This is a genomic window from Streptomyces saintjeani (genome assembly GCF_055409605.1).
Window position 1 is genome coordinate 682,396 of sequence record NZ_CP189624.1, and the last position, 22,066, is coordinate 704,461.

21 protein-coding genes are annotated in these 22,066 nt (G+C 72.0%); 4 read left to right on the forward strand and 17 right to left on the reverse strand.

Going from position 1 to position 22,066, the window contains the following annotated elements:
* Nucleotides 1-57 precede the first annotated feature (57 nt).
* The 5 genes from ACQCO7_RS03120 to ACQCO7_RS03140 all read right to left on the reverse strand — a co-directional run bounded on the left by ACQCO7_RS03120 (nucleotide 58) and on the right by ACQCO7_RS03140 (nucleotide 5,182).
* Nucleotides 58-990 (reverse strand): ion transporter, encoded by a 933-nt coding sequence (locus ACQCO7_RS03120; protein ID WP_464070330.1) that lies wholly within the window; start codon nucleotides 988-990, stop codon nucleotides 58-60.
* A gap of 155 nt (nucleotides 991-1,145) precedes the next feature.
* Nucleotides 1,146-2,102 (reverse strand): Dyp-type peroxidase, encoded by a 957-nt coding sequence (locus ACQCO7_RS03125; protein WP_464070331.1) that lies wholly within the window; start codon nucleotides 2,100-2,102, stop codon nucleotides 1,146-1,148.
* A 167-nt stretch (nucleotides 2,103-2,269) separates the two neighbouring features.
* Entirely contained in the window at nucleotides 2,270-3,223 is a 954-nt protein-coding gene (locus ACQCO7_RS03130; RefSeq protein WP_464070332.1) for an ankyrin repeat domain-containing protein, read from the reverse strand.
* Between the two features lie 65 nt (nucleotides 3,224-3,288).
* A complete protein-coding gene (locus tag ACQCO7_RS03135; RefSeq protein ID WP_464070333.1) occupies nucleotides 3,289-4,128 on the reverse strand; it encodes an alpha/beta fold hydrolase in 840 nt (279 codons plus the stop codon).
* A 172-nt stretch (nucleotides 4,129-4,300) separates the two neighbouring features.
* On the reverse strand, nucleotides 4,301-5,182 hold the full coding sequence (locus ACQCO7_RS03140; protein WP_464070334.1) for an AraC family transcriptional regulator: 882 nt from the start codon (nucleotides 5,180-5,182) through the stop codon (nucleotides 4,301-4,303).
* Between the two features lie 89 nt (nucleotides 5,183-5,271).
* Here ACQCO7_RS03140 and ACQCO7_RS03145 point away from each other — a divergent pair, with 89 nt between their 5' ends.
* On the forward strand, nucleotides 5,272-6,105 hold the full coding sequence (locus tag ACQCO7_RS03145; RefSeq protein WP_464070335.1) for an NAD(P)H-binding protein: 834 nt from the start codon (nucleotides 5,272-5,274) through the stop codon (nucleotides 6,103-6,105).
* A gap of 251 nt (nucleotides 6,106-6,356) precedes the next feature.
* On the forward strand, nucleotides 6,357-7,106 hold the full coding sequence (locus tag ACQCO7_RS03150) for a peptidoglycan-binding domain-containing protein (protein WP_464070336.1): 750 nt from the start codon (nucleotides 6,357-6,359) through the stop codon (nucleotides 7,104-7,106).
* On the opposite strand, the gene ACQCO7_RS03155 is transcribed toward ACQCO7_RS03150, so the two are convergent.
* From ACQCO7_RS03155 to ACQCO7_RS03175, 5 genes are all read right to left on the reverse strand, one after another.
* Nucleotides 7,103-8,077: an ABC transporter substrate-binding protein gene (locus ACQCO7_RS03155; protein WP_464077131.1), complete on the reverse strand. Its 975-nt coding sequence runs from the start codon at nucleotides 8,075-8,077 to the stop codon at nucleotides 7,103-7,105. The genes ACQCO7_RS03150 and ACQCO7_RS03155 overlap by 4 nt on opposite strands.
* Before the next feature lie 20 nt (nucleotides 8,078-8,097).
* A complete protein-coding gene (locus tag ACQCO7_RS03160; RefSeq protein WP_464070337.1) occupies nucleotides 8,098-8,853 on the reverse strand; it encodes a heme ABC transporter ATP-binding protein in 756 nt (251 codons plus the stop codon).
* Nucleotides 8,854-8,858: 5 nt separating this feature from the next.
* Nucleotides 8,859-9,899 (reverse strand): FecCD family ABC transporter permease, encoded by a 1,041-nt coding sequence (locus ACQCO7_RS03165; protein ID WP_464070338.1) that lies wholly within the window; start codon nucleotides 9,897-9,899, stop codon nucleotides 8,859-8,861.
* 244 nt (nucleotides 9,900-10,143) lie between these two features.
* Nucleotides 10,144-11,130: an RNA polymerase sigma factor gene (locus tag ACQCO7_RS03170; protein WP_464070339.1), complete on the reverse strand. Its 987-nt coding sequence runs from the start codon at nucleotides 11,128-11,130 to the stop codon at nucleotides 10,144-10,146.
* Nucleotides 11,127-11,309, reverse strand: a complete 183-nt coding sequence (locus ACQCO7_RS03175) for a hypothetical protein (RefSeq protein ID WP_464070340.1) — start codon at nucleotides 11,307-11,309, stop codon at nucleotides 11,127-11,129. The genes ACQCO7_RS03170 and ACQCO7_RS03175 overlap by 4 nt, the downstream gene beginning before the upstream one ends.
* Before the next feature lie 387 nt (nucleotides 11,310-11,696).
* Between ACQCO7_RS03175 and ACQCO7_RS03180 the strand changes: the two genes are divergently transcribed.
* The gene (locus ACQCO7_RS03180) at nucleotides 11,697-11,819 is read left to right on the forward strand and encodes a hypothetical protein (RefSeq protein ID WP_464070341.1); all 123 of its coding nucleotides are present in this window, start codon (nucleotides 11,697-11,699) and stop codon (nucleotides 11,817-11,819) included.
* Nucleotides 11,820-11,968: 149 nt separating this feature from the next.
* Here the strand turns inward: ACQCO7_RS03180 and ACQCO7_RS03185 are convergent, their stop codons facing one another.
* Nucleotides 11,969-12,640, reverse strand: a complete 672-nt coding sequence (locus ACQCO7_RS03185; protein ID WP_464070342.1) for a GNAT family N-acetyltransferase — start codon at nucleotides 12,638-12,640, stop codon at nucleotides 11,969-11,971.
* Complete coding sequence (locus ACQCO7_RS03190) at nucleotides 12,633-13,748, reverse strand: hypothetical protein (protein WP_464070343.1); 1,116 nt, start codon at nucleotides 13,746-13,748, stop codon at nucleotides 12,633-12,635. The genes ACQCO7_RS03185 and ACQCO7_RS03190 overlap by 8 nt, the downstream gene beginning before the upstream one ends.
* 93 nt (nucleotides 13,749-13,841) lie before the next feature.
* Between ACQCO7_RS03190 and ACQCO7_RS03195 the strand changes: the two genes are divergently transcribed.
* The gene (locus tag ACQCO7_RS03195; protein WP_464070344.1) at nucleotides 13,842-14,648 is read left to right on the forward strand and encodes an alpha/beta fold hydrolase; all 807 of its coding nucleotides are present in this window, start codon (nucleotides 13,842-13,844) and stop codon (nucleotides 14,646-14,648) included.
* Here ACQCO7_RS03195 and ACQCO7_RS03200 read toward each other — a convergent pair.
* The 5 genes from ACQCO7_RS03200 to ACQCO7_RS03220 are packed head-to-tail and all read right to left on the reverse strand — an operon-like array spanning nucleotide 14,638 to nucleotide 22,001.
* On the reverse strand, nucleotides 14,638-17,454 hold the full coding sequence (locus tag ACQCO7_RS03200; protein WP_464070345.1) for a DUF5682 family protein: 2,817 nt from the start codon (nucleotides 17,452-17,454) through the stop codon (nucleotides 14,638-14,640). The genes ACQCO7_RS03195 and ACQCO7_RS03200 overlap by 11 nt on opposite strands.
* A complete protein-coding gene (locus tag ACQCO7_RS03205; protein WP_464070346.1) occupies nucleotides 17,451-18,563 on the reverse strand; it encodes an ATP-binding protein in 1,113 nt (370 codons plus the stop codon). The genes ACQCO7_RS03200 and ACQCO7_RS03205 overlap by 4 nt, the downstream gene beginning before the upstream one ends.
* A gap of 20 nt (nucleotides 18,564-18,583) precedes the next feature.
* Entirely contained in the window at nucleotides 18,584-19,963 is a 1,380-nt protein-coding gene (locus tag ACQCO7_RS03210; protein WP_464070347.1) for a vWA domain-containing protein, read from the reverse strand.
* Nucleotides 19,960-21,477: a hypothetical protein gene (locus ACQCO7_RS03215; RefSeq protein ID WP_464070348.1), complete on the reverse strand. Its 1,518-nt coding sequence runs from the start codon at nucleotides 21,475-21,477 to the stop codon at nucleotides 19,960-19,962. The genes ACQCO7_RS03210 and ACQCO7_RS03215 overlap by 4 nt, the downstream gene beginning before the upstream one ends.
* A complete protein-coding gene (locus tag ACQCO7_RS03220; protein WP_464070349.1) occupies nucleotides 21,477-22,001 on the reverse strand; it encodes a hypothetical protein in 525 nt (174 codons plus the stop codon). Before ACQCO7_RS03220 ends, ACQCO7_RS03215 begins: the two co-directional genes overlap by 1 nt.
* Nucleotides 22,002-22,066 lie beyond the last annotated feature (65 nt).

Genomic DNA, 22,066 nt, shown 5'->3' on the forward strand with positions numbered 1-22,066 from the left:
CCCCTGGGTGTGGCCGGTGTGACACCCAGGACCGTAGGACCTGGACTTAAGTTGAGGTCAAGGGCCGGGTCTCCCCGCCCCGGCGAGGTCCCGTTCGAGGTCGTCCAGGGCCTGGCGGGCCGCGCTGATGCGGGCCCGCAGGAGGTCGTTCTCCTCCATGGGGGCGCCCGGGGAAGCCGGTTCTCGGCGTGCAGGGGGTTCTTGGCTCTCCCGCGCCGCCTCCCGCGCCGCCTCCCGTTCCATCTCCCGCGCCTCGTCCAGCGACGTGATCACCACCCCGATCAACACGTTGACCAGCACGAACGAGGCCAGCAGCACGTACGAGGCGTAGTAGACGAGGCTCCAGCGGGAGATCTCCAGGCCGCTGTGGACCGCGTCCCCGATGCCGTCCAGCGTCATGAGCAGGAAGAGTGTGAGGACGGCCCGCCCGATGGAGCCGTAGTGCTGCGGGTCCTCGCGGCTGAAGAAGACCCAGCCGACCATCGCGTACACGTACAGCAGCAGCGCCCCGACCAGCAGGAAGCTCAGCGTGCCGGGCAGGCTGCGGACCACCGCGACCAGCATGACCCGCAGCTGCGGCAGGAACCGCGCGCTGCGCAGGACCCGGGCGAGGCGCAGCAGGCGCAGGATCGTGGTGTTCTCGCGGACGACCGGGAGGAAGGTCGTGAGGATGACCGCGAGGTCGAAGAGGTTCCAGGGGTCCTTGAAGAAGTCCCGGGGCCGGTCGGCGTGCGCGCCGAGGCGGACGAGGAGTTCGGCGGTGAAGACGGCGAGGCAGAGGTGTTCGGCGAACCGTAAGCCCGTGTGCCAGCGGGCGACGAGACCGGTGTAGGTCTCCACGCCGAGCAGCGCCGCGTTGAGGAGGATCACCGCGAAGACGGTGAGGGCGAACCACCGGGACTCGGTGACCGCGCGGCAGCGGTCGGCCAGTTCCTGGCGGGCGGGGTTCATCGGCGCCACCTCGATCGCCGGGTCGTGCATGTGCGGCATCCTGCTGTCCTGGCTCCTTCGTCACGCGTGCGAGAGGGCACACCCGGTCAACCCGCCCTGGGCGAGGGCGGGTTGAGTGATCACCCCGGGATACTTCTACAGGACAGAACTTCTACAGGACAGTAGAGAGGTGTCGCCCCGGCGGGCCGCATGCCTCAGCGCGCCGCCAGCCTCTTGAGAAAGTCCGTCGGCGGTACGAAGAACAGCGTGCCGGTGACCGCCTCGGAGAAGTCCAGGATCGGATCGGGCCCGGTGTCGTCCGTACCGAGGAACATCCGGCGCAGCATGGTCTCCGGGACCTCGGGGTCGCCCGCGTAGGCGATGAAGTACGTCCCGAACTCGCCGTGTCCGGGCCGCCCGAACGGCAGCGCGGCGCGCAGGATCCGCCGTTCCTCGCCGTCGTCCCCGGTCAGCGTGTTCACGTCGACGTGCGAACCGGGGCGCTCCAGCTCGATGTTGGTCGCCTTGGTCCGCCCGATCACGCCCTCCTGCTCCTCGGTGGCGAGCTTCTCCCACGCCTCGACGTCGTGCAGGTACTTCTGGACGATCGCGTACGACCCGCCCGCGAACGCCGGGTCCTCGGCGCCGACGAGCGCGGTCTCGGCGGCGGTCCGGCCGACCGGGTTCTCCGTGCCGTCCACGAAGCCGAGGAGGTTGCGGGCGTCGAAGTAGGAGAACGCGTGCACCTCGTCCTGGGGGACGGCGACCCCGCGCAGCCGCTTCGCGATCTCCGTGGCGAGCGCGAAGCACAGGTCGGGGCGGGTGGCGCGGAGGTGGAACAGGAGGTCGCCCGGCGTGGCGACGGCCCGGTGCCGGGGGCCTTCGAGGGGCCGGAACGGGTGCAGGGCGGCGGGGCGTCCACCGGCCCCGCAGATCCGGTCCCAGCCCTCGGCGCCGATGCCCGCGACGCACGACAGCTGTCCCTCGGGGTGCCCGAAGCCGATCGACCTGACCAGTCCCGCGAGCCCGGCGAGCAGGTCCCTGGCCACGGGTTCGCCGCCGGGTTCGACGGTGAGCACCAGGAAGACGGCGGCGGAGGCCGGTGTCCTGACGACAGGCTGTGCCCGCTCCTCATCCGGCCGGTACTCCGAAGCAGACCAGGACGACGACATGGCTCCCCTCCCTGCGGATCCCTGCCGGATCCGGTGACGCGTATAGATGCCGATGGGCCCAATGCCTTCGACCGGGCGGACCGCCCCCGTGACCATGCCCGGCGGACCGGCCCTCGAAGCACGGTTGCGGAGTGACGGCTTCCACCCTCCGCCCTGGCGCGGCCCGCTCACTCCTTCCAGTAGTCCCGCTCCGGCAGTCGCACCCACCTGTCCGGCTGTCCCGTGAACGCCTTCCCGTCGACCGGCCGCAGGCCCGCCCACGCACAGGCGTACGCCATCGGCTTCAGCGAGTAGAGGTAGCCCATGAGCACCTCGTCGGCGCTCTGTCCGACGTCCGTCCCTCCGCCGGGGTGCAGGTCCCATCCCTCCACCACGCCGTCCCGGACGACGCACCCCTGGTTGCCGCTCTTGGGGTTGGCGTACACGCCGTACCCCCGCGTCCCGACGGTGAGCCGCTTCATCACGCCGGGCGTCTGCGGCCCGTACCCCCACGGCTGGGCGACGACGCACCCGCCGGGCACCGTCGTCACACCGACGATCAGCAGGCTCTCGTCCATGTCGAAGTCGTACGGCGCTTCCAGCAGCTCCGCGAGGTCCTCGGGGTCGGCCTCGCCCGCCTCCAGGCGCCGTACGGCCTCGTCGGCGTCGATGCCCGCGACGCAGGCGACGCCCATGCCGTCGTAGTAGAACTCCCCGAGGGCGCCCGGCAGCCGGGCCGCCTCGTCGGCGACCAGGCGTTCCGCATCGGTCAACCCGGGCTGTCCTTCGGGCCGTTCGAAGAGTTCCGGCGTCGGTCCCGCGAGCGCGAGCCGGCCCGGGGACCAGCCGCCGAGCTGGGGCAGCCAGGGGTCCGCACCGGCGGCGACGAGCGCGCGAGCGTGCTCGACGTGCCGGGACTCGACCGCCTCCCACAGCGCGGTCCTCCCCTCCCACAGGGCGTCCACGTCGGCGACGCGGCCGGCGAGTTCGGTGACGACCTCGGGCGAGCCGGAGACGACTGCCCGGTGCAGGGGCAGTCCGCCGCTCCACTCCTCGGGATCCGCGCCCGCGTCAAGCCGCGCACGGACGTCCCCGTGATCCGTCCAGTCCCACCCCATGCCCACCCAGTTCCCGCCGCTCATCTCCCCGTCCCTCCCTCGCCGATCACCACTGCCCCCACCATCGCAGACGCCACTGACAACGCCCCCTACTCCCGCAGGAACCCCGCCACGACCTGCGAGAACTCCTCGGGCCCGTCCATCCAGGGGAAGTGCCCGGCCCCTTCCTGCACCACCATCTCCGCCGCCGGGAACAACCCCGCGAACTCCCCCAGCACCTCGGGCGGAGCCCCCACGTCGACCTTCCCCGCGACCACCAGCACCGGCACCCCGACCCGGCCGAGCGCCTTACGTGTGCGCGCGGGGTCGTACGCCCCGTCGCCCCCGTACGCCGCGAGGATCACCGGATCCAGCGACTCCCCCGCGTGATGCGCACGCGCCCGCGCGTCCCAGCGTCCGTACGAGAACGGCGTGACGGCCTCCCACGCGTCCGTGTCGCCCCGGCCCGCGACGATCGACGACAGGGCCGCGTACGCCGTCGGGAACCAGGGTTCGTCGTGCCGCAGCCGTGCGGTGGCCAGCCGTCGCTCCCCGGAGATCTCCAGACCGACGGCCCTGGTGCTGGGGGTGACGAGGGCGAGCCGCGCGACCCGTTGCGGGTGGCGCTCGGCGTACAGGGCCGCGAGGTTCGCGCCCGCGCAGTGGGCCAGCAGATTCACCCTTTCGAGGCCCAGGTGGACGCGGAGCGCCTCGACGTCGTCGACCATGCGGTCGCAGCGGTACGAGGCGGGGTCGGCCGGGGTGGCCGAGCGGCCGGTGCCCCTGAGGTCGAGGCGGATCAGCCGGTGCCGGTCGGTGAGGCCGCCGAGGCCGGCCAGGTAGGCGGAGTCGGTGGGGCCGCCGGGGAGGCAGACGAGGGGGTCGCCGGTGCCGGTGGAGTGGAGGGCGAGGAGAGTGCCGTCGAGGGCGGGGAAAACGTCGTACGCCATGAGGTTCGAGCCTTTCGGGGTGCCGTATCAAGGCACTCCGAGCGCTTGACCTGGGTCAGCCGCGTCGTCCGGACTCGTCCGGGGTGAGTGCCCTGCCTGCTCCTGCGGTGATGGGACTCACCTCCTCGGTCGGTGTCGGCAGGCGCGAAGAACCACGCCCGCGGTGAGGTTATCAGCCCGCTCCGGCCTCCGTGCCGGGCCCCGTGTCACCCCCCTGCCCCGCCCCCGTACCCGCCGCGTCTTCCCGCCCCCGCGCCCCCGCCGACCTCCGATACACACTCGGACTCACCCCGTACGCCCTCTTGAACGCCGCGCTGAACCCGAACGCGTCCGCGTACCCCGCCTTCCGCGCCACCGACCCCACCGTCTCCCGCGATCCGGTCAGCAGGTCCGCCGCGAGGTTCATCCGCCAGGACGTCAGATAGGTCAGCGGCGGAGTCCCGACCAGCCGCGTGAACCGGTCGGCGAGCGTCGTACGGGACACGCCCGCCTCGGCGGCGAGCCCGACGAGTGTCCAGGCCCGTTCGGGAGCCGCGTGCATCACCCGCAGCACCGGCCCGACCACCTCGTCCCCGAGCGCCCCGAACCACCCCGGCGGCAGGTTCCCCGGCCGGTCGAACCACCCCCGCAGCGTGCACACCAGCAACCAGTCCAGCAGCCGGTCCTGTACGACGAGCCGGCCGCCGTCACCCGACCCCGCGAGGAAGTCCAGCAGCGGCGTGCACCCCTCGTCGCCCGGCACCAGCATCACCTCGGGCAGCACGCCGGCCAGCCGCCGCCCGACGGCGCCCCGGGCCTCGTACACACCCGTGAGCAGGACGGCGGGCTCCGCGTCGGACAGCAGCCGTACGGCACCGGGCCCGCGGACCACGACGGTGTCACCGGCGCGCACCGGATCCCCCCGGTCCAAGGTCCCCTCGCCGCTCAACACCGCGCACAGCGTCAGGGAGTTGTCGTCACCCAGCGGTACCGACCAGGGCGGTGTGAGGCCGGTGCGGCGCAGCCCGGCACCGTCCGCGCGCACGCCTTGCAGCAGATCGTCGAACGGATCCATGCCGACACCCTAGTGGCCCGGACGATCACGCAATTCCGCCGGACGATCAGCCATGTCCCCCGGTTTGACAGCCCAGTTGACTGCATGGCATGACGACATACACGGACGCGGTACTGGTGCTGGGGGCGACGGGGAAGGTGGGCCGACGGCTCGTTCCGGCGTTGCGGGCGGCCGGACGGCAGGTGAAGGCGGTCTCGCGGACCGGCGCGGAGCGGTTCGACTGGGCCGAACAGGGCACGTGGGCGGGGGCGTTGGCCGGTGTCAGCGCCGTACACCTGCTCGCGCCGGAGGATCCCGGGCTCGCCGGGCCCTTCGTGGAGCAGGCGGTCGGCGCCGGGGTGCGCCGGTTCGTGGCGCTCTCGGGGCGAGGCATGGACGGGGTTGCGCCGGACACGTTCCAGGGAATGGCCGCCGCCGAGAAGGCCGTTCGGGAGTCCGGGGTCGAGTGGACGGTCCTGCGGCCCAACAACTTCCACCAGAACTTCGACGAGGACCTGTGGCAGGCCCCGCTGCGCGCCGGGTACCTCGCCCTGCCCGCCGGTGACGTCCCCGAACCCTTCGTGGACGTACGGGACATCGCGGAGGTGGCCGTCACGCTGCTGACGTCCGACGGGCTCCAGGGGGAGGTGTACGACCTGTCGGGTTCACGTGCGCTGACGTTCGCCGAGGCGGTCGCGGAGATCGCCCGCGTCGCCGAACACCCCATTGCTTACAAGGAGTTGACACCGGAGGAGTACCGTTCCGAGTTGCTGGGCCAGGGTTTCCCTCAGGAGGCGGCGCATGAGCTGAACGCCTTGTTCGCGGCGATGCGCGCGGGGCACTTCGCCGTGCCGACGGACACGGTGGCACGGGTTCTCGGGCGGGAGCCGGTCTCCTTCACGGAGTACGCCGAGCGTGCGGCGGCGGCCGGCGCCTGGAGGTAGCGCGCCGGTCCGGCGGCTCCCGGTCTGGCGGGAGCCGCCAATCCCAACTCCCGTATCCCGCATTCCAGTTGTGGAGACCCGTGAAGATTGAAAGGTGGACTTCCGCATAGGATCGGAGATCTCGTGGAGAGGGACCAGGCGTGAGCGAACACAACGGCAGGGCGGCGTTCGGGGGCGAGGACGGATCGGCCCGGGGACCTGCCCCGGCATCCGGCCCGGGGCCCGCCCCCGGGGCCGTCCCGGAGTCCGCCGTGGAATCCACCCTGGAGTACCCGGGGTCCGGCGAAAGCCCCGCCGGCCAGGTCCCGTCGTACGACTTCATGCCCGCGCCCGGTCCGGGCCCCGGGCTCTTCCCGGAGCCGGACCCGGACGACCACTCCGACCCCGAACTCGGCCTGGACACCGACGAGAAGGCCCCCGCCAGGCGCAGCCGGATAGCCATCGTCACCGTCACCGCGGCCACCTTCGCCGTGACGGCCGGCGTCCTCGTCGGCGTCTCGATGTACCAGACCCCGACCCGCGGCGACCACCTCCAGGACGACCTGCGCGCGAGCGTCCCCGACCAGGTCTCGGCCAGCGCGGAGCAGTCCCCCGGCGCCTCCGCGAGCACCTCGGCCTCCGCGAGCACCTCCACCTCGGCATCGCCCTCGGAGAGCACCAGCGCCTCCCCGACCGGCTCGCCGACCGCCTCCCCCACGGCGTCCCCGACGAAGGGCCCGGCCGCCTCCCCCACGACCGCCCCGGACCCCACCCCCACCCAGGGCGGCGCCGAGGCCCCCCGCGTCCTGCGCCTCGGCGACACCGGCCCCCAGGTGCGGGAACTCCAGCTCCGCCTCAAGCAGATCGGCCGGTACGACGGCGAGACGACCGGCGTGTACGACGAGAGTGTCCAAAGCGCCGTACGCACCTACCAGTTCACCCGTCTGATCCTGTCGGACGACTCCGGCGTGTACGGCGCGGCGACCCGCCAGTCCCTGGAGTCGGAGACGCAGAAGCCCTAGGAGACGGTCTTCAGGTACGCGGCGAGCCGTGCGATCGCCGACGGGTTGCGCGGGCTCTCGACGAGGTCGACGTAGTCGAGGACGAAGATCCGCTTGTTCTTCACCGCCGCGACGTTCTTCAACGGCGCGTACGACAGCAGGAAGTTGCGCTTCTGCTCGGCGCTGACGTCCCCGTAGTCGCAGATCACGATCACATCCGGATTCCGCGCGACGACCGTCTCCCAGCCGACGGTCGTCCAGGAGTCATCGACGTCGTGCGTGACGTTCTCGCCCCCGGCCGCGCTGATGATCTGGTCCGGCGCGGCGTACTTCCCGGAGGTGAACGGCGCGTCCTGGCCGCTGTCGTACAGGAACACCCTGGGCCGCTCGGCAGGCGCCTCGACCTGGGCTACCTCCTTCTTGAAGGAGGCGATCAGGGTGGCCGCGCGCTGCTCGACGCCGAAGAGCTGCCCGAGGGTGGTGAGGTCGGTGTAGAGCGCCTCCAGCGGCGGCATGATGCCCCGCGAGGTCTCGGTACGGCCGTTGCGGCACGACTCGGTGAGGATGTACGACGGGACGCCGAGCTTGGCGAGGGCGTCGGGCGTGAAGCCGCTGTCCTCGCGGAAGCCGTAGTTCCACCCGGCGAAGACCAGGTCGGCGCGCGCGTCGAGGACGTTCTCCTTCGTCAGCTGGTTCTTGGAGAGCCACTTGACCTTCTGGTACCCGTCCTTCCACGGCACGCCGGTCAGGTCCCCCTTGTCGTCGGGCATCGCGAACCCGGCCATCCGGTCCTCAAGTCCGAGCGCGAACATCAGCTCGGTGATTCCGACGTCGTTGGTGACGACGCGTTCGGGGACGTGGTCGAAGGTGACCTTCTTCCCGCAGTTGGTGATGGTGACCGGCTTGGCGGCGGGGGACGACGCGGTCTTCTCCACGGAGGCCCCGCAGCCGGTGACGGTCAAGCACAGGGCGACGGCGGCGAGTTGACGCAGGGAGGGCACAGGGGGTTCCTTTACAGGCGATCGAAGAGGAGTTGTACGGCGCCGGTGACGGGGTGGCGCACGGGGTGGGCCCGGACGCCGAACACCTCGGCGAGCAGGGCGGGTTGGAGGACGTCCTCCGGAGTCCCGGACGCGACGACGCGGCCCGCGTCGAGGACGTACAGCCGATCGCAGTACGCCGCCGCGAGGTTGAGGTCGTGCAGCGCGGCGAGGACGGTGAGCCCGGCGTCGCGGACGAGCGTCAGGACGTCCAACTGGTGGGCGATGTCGAGGTGGTTGGTGGGTTCGTCGAGGACGAGGACGCGGGGTTGCTGGGCCAACGCCCGTGCGATCAGGACGCGTTGGCGTTCGCCGCCGGACAGCGCGAGGAAGCCCCGGTCGGCGAGGTGGCCGACGCCGGTCGCCGCCATGGCCTCGGCGCAGATCTTCATGTCCTCGGCCGCGCCGCGCCGTTCGTGCGGGAGGCGGCCCATCCGGACGACCTCGGTGACGGTGAAGTCGAACTCGGCGCCGGACTCCTGCGGAAGCGCGGCCAGCACCCGGGCGGCGGCGCGCGGGGCCATCGTCCGCATGTCCTCGCCGTCGAGCCGTACGGTCCCGGCGGCGGGCCGCAGCGCCTGGTACACGCACCTCAACAGGGTTGATTTCCCACTGCCGTTGGGGCCGACCAGGCCGACGACCGCGCCGGGTCCGGCGGTGAGCCGGATGTCGTCCACGAGGCGGGCGCCCGCCGCCTCGACGCTCACGCCGTCCACGTCGAGCCGCATACCGGTCACCACTTTCCGCCGAACGCGTGGCCGCCGCGCCGCATCAGCAGCAAGAACGCGGGGACCCCGACGACGGCCGTGATCACGCCGACGGGGAGTTCGGCGGGTGCGAGGAGGAGGCGGGACAGGATGTCCGCCCAGACGAGGAGGACGGCCCCGGCGAGCGGGGCGAGCACGAGGACGCGGCGGTGGTCGGCGCCGACGGCCATCCGTACGAGGTGCGGGACCATGAGCCCGACGAACCCGATCGCGCCGCTGACGGCGACGAGGGTGCCGGTCACGGCGGCCGTCACGAGGAACAGTTCCCGCCGCAGCCGCTCCGGCCGCACCCCGAGGGAGGCCGCCGTCTCGTCGCCCATCGCGATCGCGTTCAGCGCCCCGGCCCGGCGCCTGAGCCACGCCCACCCGGCCACGACGGTGACGGCGGCGATCGGCACCTGCGCCCAGGTCGCCCCGCCGAGGCTCCCGAGCAGCCACATCATCGCCGAGCGCGCCGCCTCGCCCCGGGCGGCGCTGAACACCATCACGGTCGTGATCGCCTCGAACCCGTACGCCAGCGCCGTACCCGTCAGGATCAGGCGCAGCGGCGTGAGGCCGCGCGGGGTGCGGGCGACGGCGTAGACGAGGGCCATCGCGGCGAGCGCCGAGCCGAACGCGGAGACCGACAGGGCCCAGACGCCGAGCCCGGCGAAGGCGCCCAGGAGGATGACGGCGTTGGCGCCGACGGCCGCGCCTGAGGAGATGCCGAGGACGAAGGGGTCGGCGAGGGCGTTGCGGACCATGGCCTGGACGGCGACGCCGACGGAGGCGAGTCCGGCGCCGGCGACCGCGCCGAGGACGACGCGGGGCAGGCGTATCTCCCAGACGATGGTGTAGTCGGCGGCGTCCTGCGCGGAAACGGTTCCGCCGGTGAGTCCGGCCCACAGGAGCTTCAGCGAGTCGGCGGCGGCGATGCCGGAGGCGCCGAGCACGACTCCGGCGAGCAGGGACAGCAGCAGGAGCAGGGCGAGGGCAACGGTCAGCAGAGCGAGGGGGGTTCGGCGCACCGGCGGTCCTTCGGCTGAGGCCGCCGGACGGACGTCACGCGGGAGACACGCCTTGCGGGTCCCCTCTCGCAGTCCACGGCGAGCGGTCGTACGGGTCGCGTGCCGGCCGTGGGCGATCGGGCTCGCGCGGAAGCGTTTCCGCGCATACCGTTGCGGGTCAGCGCCGGATTCTCACCGGACTTCCCCCGCGGGAGGCATGCGGAGCCTAACAAACCGGTTCAGCGCCTCCGTAAGAGGCCGCCGCTCAGTCCAGGTAGTCCCGCAGCGCCTGTGACCTGGAGGGGTGGCGCAGCTTCGACATCGTCTTCGACTCGATCTGCCGGATCCGTTCGCGCGTCACGCCGTACACGAGCCCGATCTCCTCCAGCGTGCGCGGCCGGCCGCCGAACAGGCCGTAGCGCAGCGAGATGATCCCGGCCTCGCGGGCGGTCATCTCCGCGAGCATCGCGCGCAGGGTCTCCTGGAGGAGGCCGAAGGTGACCTGTTCGACCGGGGAGGGGCTGTCCGCGTCGACGATCAGGTCGCCGAACTCGGTGCCGGAGTCGTCCGCGAGCGCGGTGTCGAGGGAGACGGGTTCCCTTGTGTAGCCGTCGAGTTCGGCGAGGCGTTCCACCGGTACGTCGGCTTTCTCGGCGAGTTGCTCGGGGGTGGGGTCGAGGCCGGTGTCGTGGATGATCTCGCGGCGGACGCGGGCGATGCGGTTGATGATCTCCACCGCGTGGACGGGTACGCGGATGGTGCGGCCCTGGTCGGCCAGGGCCCGGCTGACGGCCTGCTTGATCCACCAGGTGGCGTACGTGGAGAACTTGAAGCCCTTCGTGTAGTCGAACTTCTCCACGGCCCGGATGAGGCCGGTGTTGCCCTCCTGGATCAGGTCGAGGAAGGCCAGGCCGCGGTTGATGTAGCGCTTGGCGACGGAGACGACCAGACGGAGGTTGGCCTCGACGAGGTGCGCCTTGGCCCGGCGGCCGTCTTCGGCCAGGAGGGTCAACTCCCTTGTGTCGTAGGTGGTTTCCGCTGTCAGCAGCCTCTCCGCATACAGTCCCGCCTCGATGCGTTTCGCGAGGTCGACCTCCTGTTCGGCGGTGAGGAGGCGGACGCGGGCGATGAGGCGGAGGTAGTCCTTGACGGGGTCGTCGGAGGCGCCGGCGGTGGTGAGGCGGGGCGCGGGGGCGTCGTCGTCCTCTTCCTCCACCGCCGGGACGGGTTGTTCCAGGTCGAGCAGGGTCATGACGCCTCCGGGAGGGGGTGCGGGAACCGGCCGGTGCGGGAGGTGGGGTGGGCGGCGACGGGTTCCGGGGCGGCCCCGACGGATTTCCCCCGGTAACTCACCTCCGGCGTCTGCGCGAACAGCTTCCTCGGGTGGTCGAACACCCCTGTGTGCGTCGCCCTCTCGGGTTCCTCCGACACCTGTCGACGATCCCCGGCGACAGCCCCTCTATCGCGTCCGCATCCGGCTTCTCCGATCAGCGAAAACAGTATCGACGGTCAGACTCGATTTTCCCGATTCGGAAACCCTCGTGAACACCGTCAGCGCATTATTGGGCAGCTCCGCGGAAACATTCCGAAGATTGTTCTGCCGGACGCCTTTGACGACGAGACGATTTCGCACAGGTCAACGGTAACACCGGCGGAGTACGGGGTCGGGGCCCCGTTTCGGGGACTCAGAGTGTGGGATAAATCGCGCTTGACAAAAGTTTGGGAAGTGTGGGCAACGAATTCAAAATATCGCCGTCGCAACACTTGCCAAAAACCGAGAACCGTGACCCTTGACACCGGTATGCGAAGCTGCATCACATGATCCCCGCCGACCCGGAACTGAACGCGAGAGCGGTCCCGTTCGGCGCGTTCGTCGAACTCGCGCCGGGCGTCGAGGGGCTGTTGCGGGAGTCCGACGCGGAGGAGGGCAGGTCGTGGTGACGGAGGTCGACCAGGAGCGACGGCGGTCAGCGTTTCCGGCGCGGGCGGGGCCGTACGCGTCAGCGGACAGGGACAACCCAGGTGAGTACGGCACAGCCGACGCCCTCACCGGCCCCCGCGCCGCGCCGCCCCGGGAGCACCCACTCACCTCACCCCACCTCCCCCAACCGCACACTCACCTGCTCCCCCACCTCCCGAAACCCCACCTTCCCCGCCACCCTCCGCGACGCCCCCACCCGAGCCCGCCACTGCGGCAGCAACCCCGCCGACAGCGCATGCCGCACCGCCGCGCCGGCCACCTCGGTGGCCAGGCCCCGACCCCGGGCTTCCGGTGCCGTGAGGACGCAGATGTGGGCGGTCGATGCGGGCCAGACCTCGTACCCGGCGGCGGCGAGGACCCTAGGGCCGTCATGGACAGCGAACACAGGCGAGTCGATGCCGGCGAGGCCGCTCTCGCCCGCATCCTCCTCCCCCACGGCCGCCAAGAGCGCTCGGACCGCTTCGGGTGAGGCGACTGCCGTGGACCCGGTCGCGGTGACCCGGAGACCGCCGGGCGGCAAGTAGCCGAGGGCCGCCGGGCCCAGTACCTCCCCCGCCGACCGCAGCGCGTCGAAGTCACGCGGCACCCTCCGCGCCGTCCCCTCGTCCGGCGCCGTGATCAGCACCGCGCCCCCGATCCGCACCGCCCCGACCCAGGCCGGCGGACACAGCCTCGACCCCGGCGAGACGACCACCCGTGTCCCGCCGGCAGGCGGAAAGCGTGCCCCCGCCAGCCCCTCCCACAACCCCCGGACCCGGCCCAGCAGCGCGTCTTCAGGCATCCCCGGACCGTACCCACTCCACCACAGCGGCAGCAGCGACCCGCGCCCCTCCGCTCCCGAAGCGATCCAGCAGCCCGACCGCCCGCCCCGCCCCCATCCCGGCAACGGCCTCAGCCACCCGACGGGCGAACCGGCCGTCAGAGCCCCCGCTCAACTCCCGCAACGCGGACGTCAGTACACCCGCCATCTCCGGCTCCCCGTCCCCGAAGTCGACGGTGAGCCCGAAGTCGGACCAGTCGACGAGCCCGTCACAGCAACCGTGCGCGGCGACAACTTCCGCCTGCCGGGCCTGGCTTGCGTTGGTGGCCGGAAGGAACACCGTGGGAACCCCGGTCGCGGCGGCGTCGTAGATGTTGCCGAGCCCGGGCGTCATGAAGGCGTACGGCGCGTCGCGCAGGAGGTCGAGAACGTCGCCGCGCGGGTACGTCCCGACGGTCACCCCGCTTACGGAGGACCTGAGTTCACGCGCGACGCCCTCGCTGGTCACGACGAGCACGGAACACGATCTTGGCACCGCATCCCGAACCCCTTCGACGACGAGCCGCGCGTACGCCTCGACTTCAGCGGCTTCCCAGAAGGGATTGCACAACCCGCCGAGATTCACCACGACGTGATCCCCACCGCCGGCCCACCCACCGCCAGGCTCCACCAACGGCGGCACCACAACGCTCCGCGCCCCCGCCAACTCCGGCTCTCCGGCAACCCGTTCACGCACCCCGAAGAAATCCTGCGCGAGATACAGCACGCTCTCGTCCCGCACGACGGGCCACACCCAGGGCCAGAACCAGGTCAACGCGTCGTACACGGCGACCCGGAACCCCGCTTGACGAGCCGTCAGCCCGAACGCGAAGTCCATGGAGGTGAGAACCGCGTCGTACTCCCCGGCAAGCCCACGCAGCCGGTCGAGGCAAGCCGCTTCGGAGAGGCCCGTGATGTCGTGGACGGCCGCATAGGGCGGCCGGTGCTGAAGATCGAGCGTGTGCCCACCCCCGACGTACCCCAACTCGGCGCCACGCGCCAGGAGTTCCTCCGCGAGTACCGCCGAAGCGGCAGCCGGCCCGAAGCCGAACGCCTCGGCATTGAGAAGGATGCGCGGTCCGTCGCCCATCAGGTCCCCCTACCTCATCACGCACGCCACCCGTACGCTGAGTACGCGTTCAGTAACTGTACGTCGAGTGATGGCATTTCACTGGGGGAGTCGATGAATTCACCCGCCCGAGCAGGCACCCTCCCGGCCCCGGGAGCGACGCTCTACTACGAGGTGCGCGGCACCGAAGGCCCACCCCTCCTCCTGCTCGCGGGCGGCAACTCGGACGCGGCGGTGTTCACGGACCTCGCGGACGAGCTGGCAACGGACCACCGGGTCATCTCCTGCGACCCGCGCGGCAATTCACGCAGCGTCCTCACCGGCCCACCGGTGGACCAGCGGATCGAGGAGCACGGCGAGGACATCGCCCGGCTCCTCGACCACCTCGTACCGGACGAACCGGCCCGGATCTTCGGCAGCTGCTCGGGCTCGCTGGCGGCCCTGCACTTCGCCTCCCTGCACCCAAGCCGCGTCGCGGCACTGATCGTCCACGAACCGCCCTCGGTACGGCTGTTGCCGGACGCGGACGACTTCCTCGCCCTGGTCGACAGGGCCCGCAAGACGCTCCACGAACAGGGCGAGGCCGCCGCGATGGAGACCCTGTCCGCCCTCTTCGGCGGACGCCCGGCCCCCGACCTCCCGGAGGCGCACGACAACACGCGCTTCTTCCTCGCCCACATGCTGCACCCCTCCTCCACCCACCTCCCCGACCTCACCGCGACCGCCCCGCTCACCGGCCGCCTGGCGATCGCGGGCGGCGAGGGCTCCCGCGACCAGACCATCCACCGCCCGGCCCTGGAACTCGCGGCTCGACTGGGCCTGGATCTGGTCGAGTTCCCGGGCGGCCACGTCGGATACGCCAGGCATCCCCGGGAGTTCGCGGACCGGCTGAGGTCACTCATGACGGACCTCAGCGGCTGAGCAGTACCTCCAACTCCCGTGCGGTGTCGGGGTGTCGGCCCAGCAGCACCGATCCCCGCACCTCCGCCGCCCGCCACGGATCGTCGCACCCCAGCAGCCCGGCCAGCGCGTCGCAGGTCGCCGGGTGCGCGGCGAGGAGCGTCGACGCCGCCGCCCGTGCCGACGGCACCGCCTGCTCCTCCCGCCACGGCGGCGTCCACGCGTCCAGCGCCGGCAGCCGTGCCGGGAAGATCCGGTCGGCCTCGCGGATGAGCAGCGGGGCGAGTTCGGCGCCGCTCGCGCGCAGGGTCGTCACCAGCGTCGGCAGCCATGGCAGCAGCACCGCGTCGGGCAGCCGCCCGAACGCGTTGGACACGGCCTCGACGACGAAGTCCGCGAGCTGCGGCACCGGTTCGAGGGCGTGCAGGAAGCCGCTGAGGTAGCGCGGGTAGGCGGGGACGACGAGCGGGCTGGACAGCAACGCGTCGCAGCGGGCGGAGAGTTCGGCGCGCGGGAGGGTCCCGAGGTGGGTCTGGGCCGCCCACAACAGAGCCGTCTTCGCGGCGTCCCCGGCGTCCTCGGGGTGCGACTGCCCGACGGCGAGTTCGAGTTGCGTACGGTCGCAGCCGAGGGACAGCGCGAGGCTCTCCATGCTGAACAGGAAGCCCAGCATCGCGGCGACCTGCCGTACGGTCGCGTCCTCGTCGGTGAACGCGGTCGGCAGCAGCGTGCAGTAGTGCGCGTAACCGGTCTTGACGAACGACTCGATCCACGCGGGCAGCGTCGGTTCGCTGGTCCGGTAGTACGCGAGCAGGCGGCGCACCCGGCGCAGCACCTCCGGCGCACCGTCGACCCCGCGCTCCCGGGAGAGCACCTCCAGCGCGTGGGTGCCGAGTTCGTCGGCGAGGCGGCGGCTGCGCAGGTAGAGCGTGGCGTCCTCGACGGCTTCGAGGACGGTCGCGGCGGTGGCCTGCGGAGCGTACGCGGTACGGCGCAGCCGCTGTTCCAGGACCTGTTCGACGCTGACGCCCTCGTAGCCCAGCTCGATCAGCTCACGCTGGTGCGTGCCGAGCGCGAGGTCCCAGGACTCCTGGATCGACCGCTCGCCGAGCGCGCGCTCCCCCATGATCGGCCGCGCGGCGCCCTGCGGGAGCAGCTTGCGCAGGATCCACAGCACGTCGGAGCAGGCGGCCAGCTCCGGCCGTCCGGCGATGTCCAACAGGGCGCGCTGTACGCCGCGTTGCTGGAGTTTCAGGTTCAGCGGTACGAGCCTGTCGTGGACGTCGCGCGCGAGCGGCGGCAGCGCGTCGTACCCGACCTGCCCGATCCGGTCGCCGCCCATCATGATCTCGACGAGCCTGCCGACGTCCCGCCGCCCCGGCACCGAGTCCTTCTCGATGCAGGTGACGGCCGCGTCCTGGAAGTCGTACGGCGTCGGCTTGGCGCGGTCGCGCATTCCCGCGAGGAGGATCGACGTCTCGAACACGGCGATGGCGTCGGCGGTCGAGGCGAGGTACCCGTTGCGCCGGGCCGCATGGACGATGTCGACGGACCAGCCGAGGAGTTCGGCCTCGTCGAGCGAGTCGAGGACCGGGGGCCGCTGGAGAAAGCCGGTGAGACGGTCGGGGGCGGGAGGGGCGGGTGCGTCGGCGGGCCGCGTGGCGGGGGCAGAGGCAGGGGCAGCCACCGACGCCGGCCCCGGAATCCGGGTGGGCGTACCGGAAGCGTCCGCCGCTCCCGCCCGCTTCCCCCTCTTCGCCCCCACCTGCCCCTCCAGCCGGTACGGCTTCACGCGGCTGCGTTTGAGGTTCTTCGCCCACTCCGTCGCCGCGATGGACACCGACCCGGACGCGAGCCCGAACTGTGCCTCGATCGCCGTGTTGCTGGACGGGATCAGGCCGTGCCGCCACCGCGTGCCGCTGGGCGGCGTGATGGTGAACGTGTCGCTGCCGGCGATCCCGAACTCGGCGACGCGGCTGGCCGCGTGGAACGCCCCGCACACGTACAGGCAGTCGGCGGGGTCGGCGCCGCTCGCCGCGAGGTGTTCGCGCATCCGCGTCCACATGTACCGCTCGCGGTCCTCGTCGATCTCGACGCGCCGCGTGTCCCCGGGGGCGAGGCGGCGGAAGAGGCTGCCGATGAGGAGCATGACCTGGCGGTAGGTGTCGTGGTCGCCGTCGCCGAGGGGCACTTCGACGTACTGGTGCCACCACTCGGACCAGTGCCGTACCCGCCCGTGCCGCAGCAGATGTTCCTCCAACTCGCCGAACCGGGGCCGCAGATCGCCGATCTCGACGCCGACGGCGTCACCGTGCAGCGCGGACTCCTCGTCGCCCGGCGCGGGTTCGGCGCCGCGCGGGGTCTCCCACTGGAAGACGTGGTCGGAGGAGCGGTCGACGAGGACGAGTTCGACGCCGGGCGTGTCGAGGGCGTAGGCGATGGCCTGGTACTCGGCGGACGCCTCGGTGATCGGGGCGACGACGGACAGGGGCGCCCAGTCGACGGGGAAGCCCTCGACCTCACCGGCGAACGCCTGGACGGCGACGGGGAGGCGGCAGTTGCGCAGCTCGGTGAGGAGCGGCGCCATGTCCTCGCACAACTCCAGGTAGATCACCCGGGGTTGCTTCTCGCGCAGGCGGCGGGCCATGGCGAGCGCGGAGGCCGGGGAGTGGTGGCAGACGGGGAAGATCTCCAGGGGTTCGCGTATCGCGCGGTCGACGTCGTCGACGATGCCCCGCAGGATGCCTTCAAGGGCGTCGGGGCCGTCGGCGAACCTCTGGGCGGCGTCGTCGAGTTGGGCGCGCAGCGCGCCGAAGGGCCCGCTCATGACAGCGTCGCGATCGCCGCACGGCCGCCTTCGAGGAACTCCGGCCAGGAGCCGCCCTCTTCCTTGCCGCGCGGCTCGACGACACCGTGCAGGTACTTGTTGAGGATCGCGAGGTCCTCGGGCGCGCGCCGGGCGAGGGAGCCGACGAGGGACGAGGCCAACGTGTGGGCGGTGAGGGCCTGTTGGCCGAAGAAGTTGCTGTGCAGGATCGCGTCCTCCAGGACGCCGATCTGCTCGGCCGTCGACAGCGCCGACTCCAGCTTCTCGTCGTCGCTCGCGGCGGCTGCCGAGGAGGCGCGCAGGTCGGCGAAGCTCTGGAGCAGGACGTCCAACAGGGTGGGCGGGACGTCGAGTTCGATCTGGTGGCGCCGGAGGAGTTCCTCCGTACGGAAGCGGACGATCTCCGCCTCGCTCTTCTTGTTCGTGACGACCGGGATGCGCACGAAGTTGAAGCGCCGCTTCAGCGCGGAGGAGAGGTCGTTGACGCCCCGGTCGCGGCTGTTGGCGGTGGCGATGACCGAGAAGCCGGGTTTCGCGAACACGATGTTGTCGCTGTCGAGTTCGGGTACGGAGATGTATTTCTCGGAGAGGATCGAGATCAGCGCGTCCTGGACGTCGCTCGTGGAGCGGGTCAGCTCCTCGACGCGGCCGATCGCGCCGGACTCCATCGCGGTCATGATCGGCGAGGGGATCATCGACTCGCGGGACTGGCCCTTGGCGATGACCTGGGAGACGTTCCACGAGTACTTGATGTGGTCCTCGGTGGTCCCGGCGGTGCCCTGGACGACGAGGGTGGAGTTGCGGCAGATCGCGGCGGCGAGGAGTTCGGCGAGCCAGCTCTTGCCGGTGCCGGGGTCGCCGATGAGCAGGAGCCCGCGGTCGGAGGCGAGGGTGACGATCGCGCGCTCGACGATGGCGCGGTCGCCGAACCACTTCTGGGAGATCTCGCGGTCCAGTCCGTCGGCCCGCTCGGAGCCGAGGACGAACAGGCGGATCATCTTGGGCGACAGGCGCCAGGTGAACGGCTTGGGGCCGTCGTCGGCCGACTCCAGCCAGTCCAGTTCCTCGGCGTACTTGAGCTCGGCGGGGGCGCGCAGCAGGTCGGACATGTGAGGGCCTTTCTGGCTGGTCAGGTGAGGAAGTTCTTGAGCTCGTGGACGAGCTTCTTGATGTGGCCGGAGAGCACCGGCGTGCCCTGGTCCTTGAACTTGTCGCGGAACCAGGGGTTGACGCTGCCGCGCCCGGAGCTGGTCACCGAGCCGACGGGGATGAACTTGACACCGGAGCGGTGCAGGGCGGCCATGCTCGCGAAGAGGGGTTCCTGGCGCCATTCGTAGAAGTCGGAGATCCACACGACGACCGTGTTGCGGGGTTCGGCGATCTTCGGCTGGGCGAGCGCCATCGCGACCGTGCCGTCGGTGCCGCCGCCGAGCTTCGTGCGCAGCAGCGTCTCGAACGGGTCGTGCACCCACGGGGTGAGGTCGAGGGCCTGCGTGTCGTACGCGACGAGGTGGACGTCGACCTTCGGCAGCCCGGCGAAGATCGAGGCGAGGATGGTGCAGTTGACCATCGAGTCGACCATGGAGCCCGACTGGTCCACGACGACGATGAGGCGCTGCGGTGTCGTCTTGCGGGCCGTCTGCCTGTAGTAGAGGCGGTCGACGTAGAGCCGCTCCTCCTCGGGGCTGTAGTTGGTGAGGTTCTTCCAGATCGTGCGGTCGAGGTCGAGGTTGCGGAAGACGCGCTTGGGCGGGACCGAGCGGTCGATCGCGCCGACGGTCGCCTTCTCGACCTGCGTGCGCAGCACTTCGGCGACCTCGTCGACGAACCGCCGGATCAGCGCCTTCGCGTTGGCGAGGGCGACGCCGTCGAGGTTGTTCTTGTCGCGCAGGAGCTGCTCGATCAGCGACATGCTGGGGGTGAGCTGCGAGGCGAGCTTCGGGTCGGCGAGGACTTCGCGCAGGTGCATACGGCTGACCAGGTCGGCCTCCAGCGCGCCGAGTTCGGGGCCGATCGGCGGGACGAGCCGGCTCAGGTCGGGGTCGGGGCCGCCGAACCCCGTACCGGTCGGGCTGACGCCTCGGCGTCCCCCACGCAGGTCGCCGGGGGCGCAGCCGAAGGCGCGCTCCAGCCATCCGGCGTCCGCCTGCCAGCGCGCCAGCTGCCCGGCGTCGACGGCTCCGGAGCCGGTCGCGAACACGTTCAGCAGGATCTTCGACACCAGCGCCGCGCGCCGTACCTCGGCCGCCCGGTCACGCTCGCCGTCGGGCTCGTCGGCGAGCATCAGGCCGTCGAACTCCCCGGCCAGCGCGGGGTGCCGCTGCACGACCGAGTCGACCGAGGCTCGCGGGTCCAGGAGCGCGGGCGGCAGTCCGATGTCCTCGACGACGGCGAGGCTCGCGGACTCCAGCGCGGGCCGCTCCTCGGGGTCGAAGAGCCGGGCGAGCAGCCGCCAGTACAGGACCTGCCGCCGGTTGTCGTACGCCTCTTCGGTGATCTCCGCGCTCATTTCCTCAGCAGCCTTCCCGCGCGTTCGCGCAGCACGGCCACGGCGTCGGTCGCCGCCTTCTCCGCCTTCACGCCCGCCTTGTCGGTGGTCCCCCCGGCCCACGCGCCCGCGTGCAGCGTGACGGGCTTCTTCCGTACGAGGGTCTCGACGGCCAGCGGCTGCACGGCGAACCGTCCGCCGTCCCACCGCAGCAGCCCGATGCAGGCGCCCGACGCGGCCACGGCGTCCGGGGTCAGCGGGCCCGCGACGGGGATGCGGTCGGCGTCCACGGCGAGCGGCTGTCCGGCGAGGACGAACACATCCTGTCGGGCGGTGTAGCCCTCCAGGAGGACGGGTACGGCGAGCTGCGCCGGGTGCCGGTCGAGGGGTGCCGTCGGGGCGGTCAGCGCCGTGGGCAGGGCGACCCGCGCGGTGGTGAACGCGTCCGCCGGTTCTCCCACGCGCGCGTGGGCGTCGTCCCAGAGGAGGTCGCCCTCGCCGGTGACCGGCATCCCGTCCAGCTCCATCGCCCGGCCCTCGCCGAGCGCCGCCAGCAGCGCCATGTGCGGTCGCAGCAGCTGCCACACGCCCGCGCCGACGACCGTGTCGGGCTTCGGCGCGGACACGCTGGCCCGCACCAGCCGGGGCACTCCGCCGTCGGCCGGTTCGAACACCGCGTGCACCTGCGCCTGTACGGCGGTGGCGTGCTCGTGGAGGTCGACGCCGAGTGGCAGCAGGCGCCCGGTGGCCGTGCCGGGCGGCGCGGTCGGCACATCGGCGCCGGGGACGCTGAGGAGCATCCCGCGCGCCCACAGGTCGCCCCAGCGGCGCGCCGGGACCCTCTCCAGCGCCGTACCCGGGCAGGAGGCGGCGAGTTCGGCGGTGAACCCGTCGAGGAGGGCGGCGAGCCGGCGCGCGGCCGGTTCCGCGAGGAGCGCGGAGACGACCGGGGCGGCACCGGCGATCAGCTCGTGGTCGATGCCCTGCCAGCCTGCGCGGGCGAGGTCGGTGAGCCAGGCGCGGGCGGCGGCACGGAGGTTGGTGGTGTCGGGTGCCGGCTCGCGCTCGGGGGTCGGGCCGTCGGTGCCGAGGGCTGCCGCGTGCGCAGGGCTCTGGCTTTCGCCGTCGGAGGCGTGCGCGGCGGTCGGCCCGTCGCCGGTGTGCCCGCGCGCGGTGCCCGCCTCGGCGTCAACGGCCGCCCGTCCCGCGCCGGTTGCGTCGGTCGGTCGTCCCACCGCCTCGGCGATCCGTCCCGCCAGCGCGTCATGTGCCGCCCCCAGCAGGGCCGTCCGGGCTGCCGCGAGGGCGAGGAAGTGGTCCTCGGCGGCGGTGCCTGCGGCGGCCTTCTCGGTGGCCTCGGCGACGCGGGTGGCGAGGGGGCTGGCGGCGAGGGCGTCCGCGAGGACGGTCAGGTCGGCGGCCTGGGCGGGGCGGGGGCGCAGGAGGCCCGCCGTGAGGGCGCGGTCGAGGGCGTCGACGGCGGCCAGGGCCTCGTCCAGGCCCTCGACCGGTTCGGTCAGGGTGTCGGCTCGCATCAGGCGGCCTCCGCCCGGGTCGGCGGGAACCACTGCATCTCCGGCAACGGGGCGGTGGCCGGGGCGAGTTCGAGGTAGGCGAGGTGGCGCAGGAAGCGGCTGAACACGGCCGCGGCGGCCTTGGCCGGGTCCGGCGCGGGGTTCGTGCCGGTCATGACGGCCGTCAGCGCGCCCGCGTCAGCGGCGCCGTCGGCGTCCACGCGCAGGTAGCGGGCGACGCGCCCGGCGCCGTACTGGAGCACCGCCTCGGTCACCAGCGCGCGGATGTGGTTGCAGAACGAGCCCCGCGCGCCGCCGCAGGGGCGGTTGTTGTTGGTGCTGCACCCGTACGCGTACGTCCCCGCCGCGATCGACGAGACGTAGACCCGGCCGATGTCCGAGCCGCTGGAGACGACGCCCTGGAGGCGGCCGTCGGCCAGTTCGACGAAGGGGACCTTGGCCAGCTTCCGGGGCCGGGCGGGTGCGAGTACCCGGGCGGTGCTCGACCGCTCCCATACCGGGACGTTCTCCGAATCCGACGACACATCAGCTCCTTCGCAGCACAAGGGATGTCTTCCGCCAGACCGGCGTGACATCGATCAAGCTATCG

What these genes read in the sequence shown, in the direction of transcription:
- ACQCO7_RS03120 (WP_464070330.1), bottom strand. Translation starts at nt 990, where the DNA reads ATGCCGCACATGCACGACCCGGCGATCGAGGTGGCGCCGATGAACCCC.
- ACQCO7_RS03125 (WP_464070331.1), bottom strand. Translation starts at nt 2,102, where the DNA reads ATGTCGTCGTCCTGGTCTGCTTCGGAGTACCGGCCGGATGAGGAGCGG.
- ACQCO7_RS03130 (WP_464070332.1), bottom strand. Translation starts at nt 3,223, where the DNA reads ATGAGCGGCGGGAACTGGGTGGGCATGGGGTGGGACTGGACGGATCAC.
- ACQCO7_RS03135 (WP_464070333.1), bottom strand. Translation starts at nt 4,128, where the DNA reads ATGGCGTACGACGTTTTCCCCGCCCTCGACGGCACTCTCCTCGCCCTC.
- ACQCO7_RS03140 (WP_464070334.1), bottom strand. Translation starts at nt 5,182, where the DNA reads ATGGATCCGTTCGACGATCTGCTGCAAGGCGTGCGCGCGGACGGTGCC.
- ACQCO7_RS03145 (WP_464070335.1), top strand. Translation starts at nt 5,272, where the DNA reads ATGACGACATACACGGACGCGGTACTGGTGCTGGGGGCGACGGGGAAG.
- ACQCO7_RS03160 (WP_464070337.1), bottom strand. Translation starts at nt 8,853, where the DNA reads ATGCGGCTCGACGTGGACGGCGTGAGCGTCGAGGCGGCGGGCGCCCGC.
- ACQCO7_RS03170 (WP_464070339.1), bottom strand. Translation starts at nt 11,130, where the DNA reads ATGACCCTGCTCGACCTGGAACAACCCGTCCCGGCGGTGGAGGAAGAG.
- ACQCO7_RS03180 (WP_464070341.1), top strand. Translation starts at nt 11,697, where the DNA reads ATGATCCCCGCCGACCCGGAACTGAACGCGAGAGCGGTCCCGTTCGGC.
- ACQCO7_RS03185 (WP_464070342.1), bottom strand. Translation starts at nt 12,640, where the DNA reads ATGCCTGAAGACGCGCTGCTGGGCCGGGTCCGGGGGTTGTGGGAGGGG.
- ACQCO7_RS03190 (WP_464070343.1), bottom strand. Translation starts at nt 13,748, where the DNA reads ATGGGCGACGGACCGCGCATCCTTCTCAATGCCGAGGCGTTCGGCTTC.
- ACQCO7_RS03195 (WP_464070344.1), top strand. Translation starts at nt 13,842, where the DNA reads ATGAATTCACCCGCCCGAGCAGGCACCCTCCCGGCCCCGGGAGCGACG.
- ACQCO7_RS03200 (WP_464070345.1), bottom strand. Translation starts at nt 17,454, where the DNA reads ATGAGCGGGCCCTTCGGCGCGCTGCGCGCCCAACTCGACGACGCCGCC.
- ACQCO7_RS03205 (WP_464070346.1), bottom strand. Translation starts at nt 18,563, where the DNA reads ATGTCCGACCTGCTGCGCGCCCCCGCCGAGCTCAAGTACGCCGAGGAA.
- ACQCO7_RS03210 (WP_464070347.1), bottom strand. Translation starts at nt 19,963, where the DNA reads ATGAGCGCGGAGATCACCGAAGAGGCGTACGACAACCGGCGGCAGGTC.
- ACQCO7_RS03215 (WP_464070348.1), bottom strand. Translation starts at nt 21,477, where the DNA reads ATGCGAGCCGACACCCTGACCGAACCGGTCGAGGGCCTGGACGAGGCC.